Source organism: Streptococcus mitis, from assembly GCF_946190335.1.
GTDB lineage: Bacteria > Bacillota > Bacilli > Lactobacillales > Streptococcaceae > Streptococcus > Streptococcus mitis_CH.
The window spans coordinates 190815-205139 of sequence record NZ_CAMHZN010000001.1; the positions used below are offsets into that span (position 1 = coordinate 190815).

Annotated in this window: 9 protein-coding genes; 3 read left to right on the forward strand and 6 right to left on the reverse strand. The window is 39.3% G+C overall.

From position 1 onward, the window contains the following. Positions 1–266: 266 nt before the first annotated feature. The 3 genes from N8O43_RS01025 to gyrA form a co-directional block, all read right to left on the reverse strand. Positions 267–1064 (reverse strand): formate/nitrite transporter family protein, encoded by a 798-nt coding sequence (locus N8O43_RS01025; protein ID WP_173876041.1) that lies wholly within the window; start codon positions 1062–1064, stop codon positions 267–269. A gap of 165 nt (positions 1065–1229) precedes the next feature. Further along, a complete protein-coding gene (locus N8O43_RS01030) occupies positions 1230–1973 on the reverse strand; it encodes a class A sortase (RefSeq protein WP_060628427.1) in 744 nt (247 codons plus the stop codon). After that, positions 1973–4441, reverse strand: a complete 2469-nt coding sequence (gene gyrA, locus N8O43_RS01035; RefSeq protein WP_060628429.1) for a DNA gyrase subunit A — start codon at positions 4439–4441, stop codon at positions 1973–1975. Before gyrA ends, N8O43_RS01030 begins: the two co-directional genes overlap by 1 nt. A 194-nt stretch (positions 4442–4635) precedes the next feature. On the opposite strand from gyrA, the gene N8O43_RS01040 reads away from it, so the two are divergent. Further along, the gene (locus N8O43_RS01040) at positions 4636–5622 is read left to right on the forward strand and encodes an L-lactate dehydrogenase (protein WP_000204728.1); all 987 of its coding nucleotides are present in this window, start codon (positions 4636–4638) and stop codon (positions 5620–5622) included. A gap of 75 nt (positions 5623–5697) precedes the next feature. Continuing rightward, positions 5698–5853 carry a hypothetical protein gene (locus N8O43_RS01045; protein ID WP_191962443.1) on the forward strand — a complete coding sequence of 52 codons (156 nt, stop codon included), beginning with the start codon at positions 5698–5700 and terminating at the stop codon, positions 5851–5853. Positions 5854–5942: 89 nt separating this feature from the next. Here N8O43_RS01045 and pyk read toward each other — a convergent pair whose 3' ends face one another. The 3 genes from pyk to N8O43_RS01060 all read right to left on the reverse strand — a co-directional run bounded on the left by pyk (position 5943) and on the right by N8O43_RS01060 (position 11697). Continuing rightward, entirely contained in the window at positions 5943–7448 is a 1506-nt protein-coding gene (pyk, locus tag N8O43_RS01050) for a pyruvate kinase (RefSeq protein WP_060628431.1), read from the reverse strand. A gap of 58 nt (positions 7449–7506) precedes the next feature. Next, on the reverse strand, positions 7507–8514 hold the full coding sequence (gene pfkA, locus N8O43_RS01055; RefSeq protein WP_000820863.1) for a 6-phosphofructokinase: 1008 nt from the start codon (positions 8512–8514) through the stop codon (positions 7507–7509). Between the two features lie 81 nt (positions 8515–8595). Next, positions 8596–11697, reverse strand: a complete 3102-nt coding sequence (locus N8O43_RS01060; RefSeq protein ID WP_261089137.1) for a DNA polymerase III subunit alpha — start codon at positions 11695–11697, stop codon at positions 8596–8598. Positions 11698–11983: 286 nt separating this feature from the next. On the opposite strand from N8O43_RS01060, the gene N8O43_RS01065 reads away from it, so the two are divergent. Further along, on the forward strand, positions 11984–14272 hold the full coding sequence (locus tag N8O43_RS01065) for a Xaa-Pro dipeptidyl-peptidase (RefSeq protein WP_261089139.1): 2289 nt from the start codon (positions 11984–11986) through the stop codon (positions 14270–14272). Positions 14273–14325 lie beyond the last annotated feature (53 nt).

Consider the following 14325-nt stretch of genomic DNA (forward strand, 5'->3'; position numbering starts at 1 on the left):
GATAATTATAACATAAAATCGATATAATGAAAAGCCTTTCCTAATTGTATTTTTAATAAATTTATAAATCCAGCAATCGTTTACATTGTTTTAATAACAAGCTTTTAGAATTTTTAATTATTAGAATATAAAGATTGCATGGAATAACTTTTATTCTATTTAATATATTTTGTTGTTACAATTTACAAAACGATTTTCTCTGCAAGCCTATTTTGTCAAAGAAAAAGAGAGAATCGTTCTGATTCTCCCTGATACACTGACTCTTCTTAATCAACATATGTATCTTCATTCTTATTTAGAAAGGCATACGGTAAACCAATCAGAAGACCTCCACCTATAAAGTTAGCAATAAAGGTTACACCCCAATGTCGAAGGATATTTGGAAGATCAAAGTGAGGTACTTGATCAGCAATCATGCTGAATTTCATAATACTAAAGGAAGCAAAATTGGCAGCGATGTGCTCATTGGACAAGAAGACAAACATGGAAATAGCTGATAAAATAATCCATAGTTTGGCAGCACCGTCTTTGACTAATATAGATGAAAGAATAGCAATATTTACAAATACATTGGCAAGAATTCCCTCAAGCAGGACTAAATCACTTGGACGCGCCAATTTCTTTGCTACAAGCTTAGGAAGGAAACTATCATGGGTCAAATGCGAAAAGGCTGACGAGTTGGCAAAGGCCCATCCAGCTACCAAGGCACCAATGAGATTAAACAAAGTACAATAGAGTAAAATAATCATTGCCTTTTTCCAATCAATCTTTTTCAAAAATGCGCCTGCTGTTAAATACATCATATTGGAAGTTACCAATTCCGCATTTAGAAAGACAATATAAACCAGCCCCCAAGCAAAAACAAATGGGAACAGGAAATACCCACTACTTGGAACAATACTATTAAGTAAATCTGCACCAATAGCCCCGGCAGCTGTACTGAAGGTTAAAAAAGCACCTGCAAACATAGAACGAATTGCATACTTTAACTTACTTTGCTTGAAAAGACTTTCTTTCTTGTGGCAATAATAATCAATCTTCGAAATAAACTCTGACGAACTCATAAACGTCTCCTATTTTTTTATATTTAGTATTATAACACAAAATATTAAAATAGGTAATTGTTTTTAAAAATGATAATATTTGTATTGATTTAACATTACATAATATGTTTATAAAGCAATATAAAAAGAACCAGTAAAACTAAATGTTTACTGATTCTTTAACTATTAATAGCGCTGTTTATATGGCTGATTGAAAGCTGTTAGAATTTCTTCAGGTGTTTGTGAATAATCTTTTGTATCTTTCAAGTCACCTTTTACGATAATACGTTCTGTCGCATCATAGTCTACACATGTTACAAGTGTGATTTCATCAACACCACTACGATCATCAATCTCATCGACGCGATCTGGTGTCACATGCTTCACTTCTCGAATTTCATAGGTATAAACTTTATCCTTATCAGTTAGATAAATTTTCATCCCATTTTTAGCGCGTGCCAGTGGAGAAAAGAGCATTTGACTGGCATTTTCTGCTGTAAAGATGTGGTGGCTCGCAAGTGAATAGTTTCCTTTCCCCATCACTTGGTCACGCTTCATTGTACCAGCTCCATAGAAGAGATTGACATTATCAAGCCCCTTAAAAATAGGCAAGTTAATTTCTACCTCAGGGACAGCAATTCCACCGATAACTGGCAATTTTTGCGAATCCCATTGTGAGGATAAGACAGCTTCTGACGAGATGGCTTTTACGGAATCAAAGTCAAAATTCCCTTCTGTATCTTGATTTTCTTCCAATTTTTCTTTTGATACTTGGCTGACTTGGTATTTATTGGTATTCCAAACCATGAACATATCACGAATTTTTGAATTGAAAATCAAAGCCACTGACAAGAGGATTAAAAACCCTGCCAAGATATTGATTAGTAAATTTTTACGGTTTGTTTTCTTTTTGTTCTTTTTATGAGACATTATGCTTCACCTTCTGTTTCGTTTCCTGTCCCAACTTCTTCTTTTTCTGCCGCTGCAACCGTAGTAAAGGTTACAATTTTAGCATCTTGGTCCAGGCGCATCACTTTAACTCCCATAGTTGAGCGACCTGTTTGTGAAATATTGGCAACGTTGGTTCGAATCATGACACCTGTATCAGTGATAATCATCAAATCTTCATCACCTTTTACAGTCATAAGACCAGCAAGGGAACCATTCTTTTCAGTAATTTTAGCAGTTTGCATCCCTTTACCACCACGACCTTTAGTTGGATATTCGGTCGCAACTGTGCGCTTACCAAATCCTTTTTCAGTGATAATAAGAACCTCGTCCTGATCTGTAATCACACTAGCACCAACAACTGTGTCTCCGTCACGAAGGTTAACACCTTTCACACCAGTGGCGACACGACTCATACCACGAACAGCTGATTGATTAAAGCGAACTGAATAACCAAACTTTGTACCAATGATAATATCCGTGTCCTCTTCTGTCAGCAAGACATTAATCAACTCATCTTCATCTTTAAGATTCAGAGCTTTAAGTCCATTTTGACGAATATTAGCAAATTCCTTAACGCTGGTTCTCTTCACAATACCATGACGAGTTGTGAAGAAAAGATAAGCATCATCGCTACGTTCAGATTCAACATTGATGATGGTCTGAATACTTTCACCTTCATCCAATTTCAAAAGATTGACAATCGGTAATCCCTTGGCTGTACGGCCATACTCAGGAATTTCATAGCCTTTCAGGCGATAAACACGGCCTTTATTTGTAAAGAAGAGTAGGTGATCATGAGTGCTAGTTGACACTAACTCTCGGACAAAATCATCATCCTTAACACCTGTACCTTGAACACCACGACCACCACGTTTTTGAGCGGTGAACTCAGCTTGGTCCAGACGTTTGATGTATCCCTTGTTAGAAAGTGTAATCAAGACATCCGTTTCTTCAATCAAATCCTCATCTTCGAGGCTTAAGACTTCACCGACCATCAATTCCGTACGACGTTGGTCACCAAATTTACGTTTAACTTCATCTAATTCATCTTTAATGATTTGAGAAACACGTTCCGGCTTAGCTAGAATATCTGCTAAATCCGCAATCAGAGCCAAGAGGTCATCATACTCAGACTGAATCTTATCGCGTTCCAAACCTGTCAAACGACGAAGACGCATATCAAGGATGGCCTGACTTTGACGTTCAGAAAGCTTAAACTTACTCATCAACTCAGCTTGTGCTTCCGCATCTGTTTCACTAGCACGAATGATACGAATCACTTCATCGATATAGTCTAGTGCGATCAAGAGACCTTCTAAAATATGAGCACGTGCTTCCGCTTTTTCCTTATCAAAACGTGTACGACGAACAACCACTTCTTTTTGGTGCTCGATATAAGCATCCAAAATCTGACGAAGAGACAAAATCTTCGGTACCCCATTTTGAATCGCCAACATATTAAAACCAAAGTTAGTTTGCATCTGGGTCATCTTGAAAAGATTGTTGAGGATAACATTGGCTGAGGCATCGCGCTTAACTTCGATAACAAATCGAACACCTTCACGGTTTGACTCATCACGTACCGCTGTTATTCCCTCAATGCGTTTTTCCTGAACCAAACGAACAATATGCTCATGTACCTTGGTTTTATTTACCATGTATGGAAATTCTGTCACAACGATGCGCTCACGGCCAGTTTTAGTTTCTTCAATTTCAGTACGAGAACGAAGGACAATAGAACCTTTACCTGTTTCATAAGCCTTATGAATACCTGATTTCCCCATGACAAGGGCACCTGTTGGAAAATCTGGACCAGGCAAAACTTCCATCAAGTCCTTAGTAGTCACTTCAGGATTGTCCATGACCAACTTCACTGCATCAATGGTTTCACCCAAGTTATGAGGTGGAATATTTGTTGCCATCCCAACCGCAATACCAGTCGCTCCATTAACCAAAAGATTTGGAAAGCGCGCTGGCAATACCAAGGGTTCACGTTCATTGGCATCGTAGTTATCAACGAAATCAACTGTATTTTTATTGATATCACGAAGCATCTCCAGAGCAATCTTGCTCATGCGTGCCTCGGTGTAACGTTGGGCGGCAGCACCATCACCATCCATGGAACCAAAGTTTCCATGGCCGTCGACAAGCATGTAACGGTAACTCCACCATTGAGCCATGCGGACCATGGCTTCATAGATAGAGGAATCCCCGTGTGGGTGGTATTTACCCATGACGTCCCCTGTAATACGAGCAGATTTTTTATGGGGTTTGTCTGGAGTAACACCCAATTCATTCATTCCATAGAGAATCCGACGGTGAACCGGTTTCAAGCCATCTCGAACATCAGGAAGAGCCCGCGCTACGATAACACTCATAGCGTAGTCGATAAAGCTCGTCTTCATCTCCTTTGTCAGATTGACATTCACTAAATTTCTATCCTGCATTAATAAATGCCTCATTTCACTATTAGTAATTAACTATATTATACCATAATGTCCGCTATATTTCAGGTATCTAAAATCACTAAAACGTTTACATCAAGAACTGAAATGCATATCCGTGACAAAGCTTTTTAAAAGTGATAGAATTAAAATAACTGGGGAAATCCCTGAATAAAATTAAGGAGATGTTTAGAATAATGACTTCAACTAAACAACACAAAAAAGTTATCCTTGTCGGTGATGGTGCTGTAGGTTCTTCTTACGCTTTTGCACTTGTTAACCAAGGAATTGCACAAGAGCTTGGAATTATCGAAATTCCACAATTGCATGAAAAAGCTGTTGGTGACGCGCTTGACCTTAGTCACGCCCTTGCCTTCACTTCACCTAAAAAAATCTATGCAGCTCAATACTCTGACTGTGCAGACGCTGACCTTGTTGTAATCACTGCAGGTGCGCCTCAAAAACCAGGTGAAACTCGTCTTGACCTTGTAGGTAAAAACCTTGCTATCAACAAATCAATCGTAACTCAAGTTGTTGAATCAGGTTTCAAAGGTATCTTCCTTGTTGCTGCTAACCCAGTTGACGTTTTGACTTACTCAACTTGGAAATTCTCTGGTTTCCCTAAAGAACGTGTTATCGGTTCAGGTACTTCACTTGACTCAGCACGTTTCCGTCAAGCACTTGCTGAAAAATTGGATGTTGATGCTCGTTCAGTGCACGCCTACATTATGGGTGAACACGGTGACTCTGAGTTCGCTGTTTGGTCACACGCTAACATCGCTGGTGTAAACCTTGAAGAATTCCTTAAAGACACTCAAAATGTTCAAGAAGCTGAATTGATTGAATTGTTCGAAGGTGTTCGTGACGCAGCTTACACAATCATCAACAAAAAAGGTGCAACATACTACGGTATCGCAGTAGCCCTTGCTCGTATTACTAAAGCAATCCTTGACGATGAAAACGCAGTACTTCCACTTTCAGTATTCCAAGAAGGTCAATACGGAGTTAAAAACGTCTTTATCGGTCAACCAGCTGTTGTTGGTGCACATGGTATCGTTCGTCCAGTAAATATCCCATTGAACGACGCAGAAACTCAAAAAATGCAAGCATCTGCTAAAGAATTACAAGCTATTATTGACGAAGCGTGGAAAAACCCAGAATTCCAAGCTGCTTCTAAAAACTAATTTAGATAGAAATAACTCCTTGAGTCATCAGGGAGTTATTTTTTATCTGTATCTAAACTAAATATTTTAGGAAGTTTGCGTGAAGAAAACAACATCCCTTTAAAAGCTATTATGACGCGGATTTGGAATAATGCCGCTAAGACGCCCCATCAAATCAACACTCACATTATTAAAGGTATGGAGCAAGCAGTACTTGATGCACTTGATTCCGTCGTATTAAATCGAAAGTAAAAAGTTTGCCCCCTTTTTTGCCCCCTGGTAAAAAAAAGACCTATCATACAGGCTAGAAAGCTTGATGTGATAGGCTTTTTTCATTTTAATTAACGTACTGTACGGATACGCATTGTGTTTGTACGTACAGCTTCTCCAAGTGGTACACCAGCTACGATAACGATATCATCACCAGATTGTACAAGACCTGCTTCAACTGCTTTACGTTCAGCAATTTCGAACATATCGTCAGTTGAAGATGGAGCATCTGTCAACATTGGGATAACACCCCAGTTCAACATCAATCCACGTTCTGTCAATTCGTCGAATGTCAATGCCAAGATGTCAGCATTTGGACGGTATTTAGAGATCAAACGTGCAGTGTGACCTGTCTTAGTAAGAGTTACAACCAATTTAATGTCCATTGAATTAGTAGCATCTTTAACAGCTGAAGCCATTACTTCTGTCTTAGAGTTACGTTCAAATGAATCTGAGTTCAAACGACCGTATTCGTTAAGAAGTGTTTGAGCGTTCTTGTCGATTGTAGCCATTGTAGTTACTGACTCAAGTGGGTATTTACCGTTTGCAGACTCACCTGAAAGCATTGTAGCGTCAGTACCGTCGATAACAGCGTTGAATACGTCTGATACTTCTGAACGAGTTGCACGTGGTTTTTCAGTCATTGTTTCAAGCATGTTTGTTGCAGTAATAACAACTTTACCTGCAGCATTAACTTTCTTGATGATCATTTTTTGGTAAACTGGAACCATTTCGAATGGTACTTCGATACCCATGTCACCACGAGCAATCATGATACCATCAGCAGCTTCGATGATTTCATCCAAATTGTCGATACCTTGCTGGTTTTCGATTTTAGCGAACAATTGAACATGTCCATTTCCAGTTTCTTCACAGATTGCACGAACTTCGTTCACATCTTTTGCAGTACGTACGAATGAAATAGCGATGAAGTTGATACCTTGTTCAAGACCAAAGCGGATATCATCGTTATCACGTTCAGCAAGTGCTGGGAAAGGAATTTTAGTGTTAGGGATGTTAACACCTTTTTGTTTAGCAATTACGCCATCGTTTTCAACTTCAACTTCAAATTCACGAGTCGCATCATCTTTAGCAACAACGAGAAGACCAAGTTTACCATCGTCAACCAAAACTTGACGACCAACTTCAACATCATCATAGATATCAAGAGCACCAGCAACGTTCAATGCGATTACATCACGAGTTGATTTGATTCCTTGCTTAGTAGCAACACGAATTTTTTCACCAGTTGTGTAAGAGTACTCTTTTGCATCTCCTTCAAACAATTCAGTACGGATTTCTGGTCCTTTTGTATCAAGAAGGAAACCAACTTTTTTACCTGCAAGTTTTTCAGCAAGTTTAACAGTTGCCATACGGTCACCTTGTTCTTGGTGGTCACCGTGTGAGAAGTTGAAACGGAATGTGTTAGCACCAGCTTCAATCAATTTAGCAATGTTTTTAGCTGAAGCTTCAACATCAAGTTTTTCGCCCCAGTATCCGTCATCACCGAATTTTTTACCACCACGGATTTCTACCGCAGGTCCCAAAGTTGCAACGATTTTTACACGTTTGTTCATGATTTTTGTGACTCCTTTATATATATGACCTTTTTGGTCTTATTAACTAAATTATAAATTATGACAAGCTCTTATTCAAGCTAGATAGCTCAAGGTCAGCCTTGTGTGGGTTGTTAACCACAATCTTACCATCTGCAGTAAGGCTAAACAATGCTCCTTCTTCTGCAGTTCCAAGAATTGGGTTTTCAACCATTTTCTCGTTACGGATACCAACCGCAACACCACCGATACCTTCTTTAAGAAGTTTAACAGCATGTGCACCCATACGTGATGCCAAAACACGGTCACGCGCAGTTGGAGAACCACCACGTTGAATATGTCCAAGTTCTGTCACACGAAGGTCACTTGTGTCTCCAGCTTCTTTTAGTTTTTGACCAAATTCAGCCGCTGACATCACACCTTCAGCCAAGACGATGATATTGTGTTTTTTACCACACTCATAACCACATTTAATGCTTTCTACGATATCTTCAATCTTGAATCCTTCTTCAGGAATGATGATTTCATCAGCACCAGTTGCAATACCAGCCCAAAGAGCGATATCACCAGCGTTACGTCCCATAACTTCGATAACAAATGTACGACGGTGACTTGATGATGTATCACGAATCTTATCGATAGCGTCCATAGCAGTCGTAACTGCTGTGTCAAAACCGATTGTAAAGTCAGTACCAACGATATCGTTATCGATTGTACCTGGAAGACCGATAGCTGGGAAGCCATGCTCAGTCAAACGCATAGCACCGTGGTAAGATCCGTCACCACCAATAACAACTACACCTTCAATCCCGTGTTTTTTCAATTGCTCAATCCCTTTAAGTTGCCCTTCAAGTTGAGCGAACTCTGGGTAGCGAGCTGAGTGAAGGAAAGTACCACCACGAGAAATGATGTCCCCTACTGAAGCTGCATCTAGGGGATGAATTTCACCGGCAACCATACCAGCATATCCATCATAGATACCAAACACTTCCATTCCTTCTGAAATTGCTTGACGAACAACTGCACGGATGGCAGCGTTCATACCAGGGGCGTCTCCACCACTAGTCAAAACAGCAATACGTTTCATATTGGTTATGCTCCTTTTTCTTTTAACATTCTTACTGATTATACCACATTTACGTTGAAAATTCTTCTATTTTCCGTAATTTTAGCGATAAATCGTTTTCATAACTATTCCATTCAATTTCGCTTCTAATTCATCAGATTTAGCTACAAAATGGTTGGGAGAAACAATTGTTTTCTGTTCCTCTTCATACCTGATAATGACTGGGATTGGGCCTTTATACTGGTCTAAAATACATGACATTTCTTGATCCGAGTCATGATTTTTCACCTGAATCCAAAAGCGCTCAGCAACTGCTTCTCTTATTTCTTGTGCAATCATTTGCAGACGACCGTCACGTGATTGGATTTTTCCTTTTATATAGTAGAAGGCTCCTTCTCTTACTTCCTGTCCAACCTGTCGATATAAATCTGAAAAGAGAGTAACATCCAATTTTTTCTTACTGTCATCCACCTGTAAGAAAGCCATATTTTCACCTTTTTTGGTACGAATTACTTTTATCTTCTGAACCTCAACCAAGATAATAGCATAGCTATTTTCTGACAAATTACTAATAGGAGTAATCGGATAAATAGCCTTACTTGCAATAGCTTGTAAAGGATGTTTGCTCACTCCTACTCCTAGAAGCTCTTGTTCCATGTAGAATTTTTCTTGCTCCGACCAGTCCTCCGAATCTTGCCAACTATAAATGCTCTCTCCAAATAAGCTTCCTAATACTTTCACAAATTCAAATAGATTAGCTAAATTATTGAATACTTTTTGACGATTTTTTTCAAATGAATCGAAAAGACCAACTTTTACTAAAGGTTCTAGCAGAGGTAGTTTCAGATAATTCTCAGGTAATGCAGCTATAAAATCTTCAATGTTAGAATAAGGTCTATTTTCAATAATCCAAAGCGCTAAATCATTGCTGACTCCCTTAATCGATTTCAAACCTAGATAGATGGACTTGTTGGCAATTTTATCGTGATAGGGAATGGTATTGATGGACAGAGGGGTCACTTCAAAGCCTGCTTCTAAGGCATCTGTTAGGTAATCACTGTTGGCAGAATTCAACATGACCTGATAAAAAATGGCTGGATAATGTGTTTTGAAATAAGCCAACTGGAAGGCCAAGGCCGAGTAGGCATAGGCGTGAGATCGGTTAAAACCATAACCTGCAAACTTCTCCATAACATCAAAAACCTGCTCTGCCTTTTTCGCAGTATGACCAGCTTCTAATGAACCTTGAATAAAGGAAGCCCTCATCTCATGCATGGCAGAGGCATCCTTTTTCCCCATTGCCCGACGCAAAATATCGGCCTTTCCGAGACTAAATCCAGCAAATCGCTGAGCAACCTGCATAACCTGCTCCTGATAGAGCATAATGCCGTAGGTTGGAGCCAAAATATCCTCCAGTACTGGATCCAGAACTGTCACTTCTTCCTGCCCATGCTTTCTTGCCACAAAATTATTGATATAGTCACTAGCACCTGGTCGATTTAGGGAAGTAGTTGCTACGACATCTTCAAAACAGACTGGTTGCACACGCTTGAGCAAGCGAATAGCACCAGGTTGTTCAAATTGAAAGATACCTTTTGTATTTCCAAAGGCAAATAAAGATAGCGTTTCTTTGTCTTCCAAATCAATTTCTTCGATTTTAAGATGAATACCTTCTGTCTCTGCAAGTAATTCTTGCATTTTCTGGACAAAGGTCAAATTTCGTAGTCCCAGAAAATCCATCTTCAAAAGCCCACTGGCTTCAACTCCATGAGCATCATATTGAGTCAGTGGAATTTCATCACCATGCTTTAGAGGGATGTAGTTGGTCAAATCTTGGTCGCTGATCACAACACCAGCCGCATGGACAGAGGTTTGTCTTGGATAGCCCTCAATCTTGCAGGCAATTTCAAAGGCTTTTTGGTATTCTAACTTGCTATTGATTTGCTGACGAAACTGGAGATTACCCTCATAGGCTGACTTGAGATTGTCACGAAAACTGATTTTCTTGGTAATTGCAGATAATTCATACTCTGGCACACCAAAACGTTTCAAGACATCTCGCAGAGCTTGCTTGGCCCCAAAGGTTGAAAAAGTAACGATTTGCGCCGCATGTTTACTGCCATATTTATTACCAACATATCTGATAAAATCTGGGCGATAAATATCCGGAATATCAATATCAATATCAGGCATTGTATAGCGTTCACGATTGAGGAAGCGTTCAAAAATCAGATTCTTCTCCACAGGGTCAATCCCTGTAATATCTAAGGCATAGGAAACCAAGCTACCAACAGCTGAACCCCGTCCCATTCCCATATAGTAACCATTCGAACGTCCAAAACGCAACAAATCCCAGACAACCAAGAAATAATCGTCAAAGCCCATATCATGAATAACAGCCAATTCTTTATCTAGACGGTCTTGATATTCTTTGCTAGTCAACCCCTTCTGAACCAGTCCCGATTCAGCACGTTCTCTCAACTCTTCTACTGCTGGTCTAGCTGGATTAAAACGAGGTAGTTTCAGACTAGTATCCAAGTCATAAGAAATGCCTGAAATAAGCTTTTCTAAATTGTCCAAGGCTTGCGGAAAACGTTCTTGGAATAGTTTTTCTAATGAACTTGCTGATATAAAGACATCTTGTCTCGACCGCAAGGGAACTTCTCTGAGCGGTAGGTTTTCTTTAATCGCTGTTAAAATTTGGAGAACTTCTCTATCCCTGCTTTCAAAAGTATTGACCCGATAAAGGGGTAAGATAGGATGAGGAAATTCGCTTGCCAGTGTTTCCGAGTAAACCCCTATATAGTAATCACAGCCTAGATTGAGCGACTCAAGCTCTTCAAAATGAGGCACAATTACTGCAATATCCTCTAGGTACTGGGACAGAACTGACCATTTTTTCTCCCCCTGCATCTTAGCTGTTGAAAGTTTCATCAACTGCTGATAGCCCACACTAGATAGAGCTAAAAAGCGCAGATTCACATCCTGCTCATCCACTAAAAGAGTCATTTCCAGCCCTAATAAAGGATGAATGCCATATTTTTTTGTAATCTCTAGAAAGTCAAAAGCCCCATAAAGATTGTCAATATCCATCATAGCCAGATGAGTGTAGCCATATTCTTTAGCTGCTCTCACATACTTGTCTATCGAAATGACACTCTCCATAAAACTATAGACTGTTTTTGTATCTAGTTGTGCGATCAATTTACACTTCTCCTCTATCGTTCTCACTATATTATACCATTTTCTTTAAATTTCTATTAGTATTATTGATGTTTTACTATCTAATAACCCAAATCATAGTTGACTAAACAATCCTTGCCCAATTTTCAACAGTATCACTGATATTTTTGTATTTAAGCTTATTATTTTACATGTTTATCTATAAATGCTTTTTTTATTTATTATAGTTTCTATTAATTTTTGTAGTTTCTTTTCTCTCTATTTTTTGATATAATAACCTTAATATATTTCATAAATAGGAGGTCTTATGCGTTTTAATCAATACAGCTATCTTAAAACTTCATCAACGCAGGCCCTGAATGATTTAGTTTCTTTAGGTTTCAACCTAAAACCTACTGATTCAGAAAAAAAGCAATTTGAGGACTTTATTCGTAAAATTTATTTCACATGTCAAAATACAGATTATCCCTTGTCTATACTTTCTTCAGATAAAAAAACTGACTTACTGACATTTTTTCAGTCAGACAAAGAACTGACTGCAGATATTTTCTATACTGTAGCCTTTCAACTCCTAGGTTTTTCTTATTTGGTTGACTTCGAAGACAGTGAAGTTTTCCGTAAAGAAACTGGTTTTCCCATTGTATATGGTGACTTGATTGAAAATCTCTATCAGTTACTCAATACTCGAACCAAAAAAGGAAATCTCCTGATTGATCAACTGGTAAGTGATGGTCTCATCCCTGAAGATAATACCTACCACTACTTTAACGGCAAGAGTTTGGCTACTTTTTCTAGCCATGATGTCATTCGAGAGGTGGTCTACGTTGAGTCTCGTGTGGACACTGACCAGAAGGGGCTACCAGACTTAGTCAAGGTCAGCATTATTCGTCCTCGTTATGACGGGCAAATCCCTGCTATCATGACTGCCAGTCCCTATCATCAGGGAACAAATGATAAAGCCAGCGATAAAGCTCTTTACAAGATGGAGGGCAATCTCGAGGTTAAACCTGCTCACAAGATTGAGCTAGAGAAACCTCAACTAAATCTCGTCCAACCTCAAGGTCAAGCTGAGCTTGTGTCAGAAGCTGAAGAAAAGCTAAGTCACATCAACTCCAGCTATACACTCAACGACTACTTCCTTCCACGAGGTTTTTCTAATCTCTATGTTTCAGGTGTTGGTACCAAAGATTCTACTGGTTTCATGACTAATGGCGACTACCAGCAAATCGAGGCTTATAAAAATGTCATTGATTGGCTTAATGGCCGTTGCCGCGCCTTTACCGACCATACGCGCCAGCGTCAAGTCAAGGCTGACTGGTCAAATGGAAAAGTAGCCACAACTGGACTTTCTTATCTAGGTACCATGTCCAATGGTCTTGCTACTACAGGTGTCGAGGGTTTAGAGGTTATCATTGCTGAAGCAGGTATTTCTTCATGGTACAACTACTACCGTGAAAACGGTCTGGTGACCAGCCCAGGAGGTTATCCAGGTGAGGACTTTGACTCCCTTGCTGAGTTAACCTATTCTCGTAATCTCTTGGCTGGCGACTATATCCGTGGCAATGAAGCTCACCAAGCTGACTTAGAAAAAGTAAAGGAACAACTGGGTCGCAAGACCGGCGACTATAACCAGTTTTGGCATAATCGCAACTATTTGCTCAATGCTGATAAAGTAAAGGCAGAGGTTGTCTTTACCCACGGTTCTCAGGATTGGAATGTCAAACCACTTCATGTTTACCAGATGTTCCATGCTCTTCCTAGTAATATCAACAAGCACCTCTTTTTCCATAATGGCGCTCATGTTTACATGAACAACTGGCAGTCCATTGACTTCCGTGAGTCCATGAATGCCTTATTGACTAAGAAATTACTGGGACAGGAATCGGATTATCAACTTCCTACTGTTATTTGGCAGGACAATACTTCTCCTCAGACTTGGTTATCACTTGATACCTTCGGTGAGCCAGAAAACTTTGAAACCTTCTCACTTGGGCAAGAAGAGCGAGTCATTCAAAACCAATACTCAGATAAGGATTTTGATCGTTATGGTAAAACCTACCAGACCTTCAATACGGAACTTTATCAAGGAAAAGTCAATCAAATTATAATTGACCTTCCTGTGACCAAAGATCTTCACTTGAACGGTCGAGCTCAACTCAATCTTCGCATCAAATCCAGCACAAACAAGGGTCTATTATCAGCCCAACTTCTAGAATTTGGAGCAAAAAAATACCTACAACCTTATCCAGCTGTTTTAAGTGCTAGAACCATTGACAACGGTCGCTACCACATGTTGGAAAATCTTAACGAATTGCCATTTAGACCAGATTCACAACGAGTCGTGACAAAAGGCTATCTCAATTTACAAAATAGAAATGATTTACTGTTAGTAGAGAATATTACTGCAGATGAATGGATGGATATCCAGTTTGAACTGCAACCAACTATTTACAAGCTAAAAGAAGGAGATACTCTTCGTTTAGTTCTCTATACTACTGACTTTGAAATCACCATACGTGACAACACCGCTTACCAGCTGACTGTTGATCTTGAACAGTCTAGTCTTATCCTACCTTGTCAAAAGGTAGAATACTAGACTTTCAATATGAAAGATTTCCACTTGAACAGTCAAACTACACATAAACTTGG

What these genes read in the sequence shown, in the direction of transcription:
- N8O43_RS01025 (WP_173876041.1), bottom strand. Translation starts at nt 1,064, where the DNA reads ATGAGTTCGTCAGAGTTTATTTCGAAGATTGATTATTATTGCCACAAG.
- N8O43_RS01030 (WP_060628427.1), bottom strand. Translation starts at nt 1,973, where the DNA reads ATGTCTCATAAAAAGAACAAAAAGAAAACAAACCGTAAAAATTTACTA.
- gyrA (WP_060628429.1), bottom strand. Translation starts at nt 4,441, where the DNA reads ATGCAGGATAGAAATTTAGTGAATGTCAATCTGACAAAGGAGATGAAG.
- N8O43_RS01040 (WP_000204728.1), top strand. Translation starts at nt 4,636, where the DNA reads ATGACTTCAACTAAACAACACAAAAAAGTTATCCTTGTCGGTGATGGT.
- pyk (WP_060628431.1), bottom strand. Translation starts at nt 7,448, where the DNA reads ATGAACAAACGTGTAAAAATCGTTGCAACTTTGGGACCTGCGGTAGAA.
- pfkA (WP_000820863.1), bottom strand. Translation starts at nt 8,514, where the DNA reads ATGAAACGTATTGCTGTTTTGACTAGTGGTGGAGACGCCCCTGGTATG.
- N8O43_RS01065 (WP_261089139.1), top strand. Translation starts at nt 11,984, where the DNA reads ATGCGTTTTAATCAATACAGCTATCTTAAAACTTCATCAACGCAGGCC.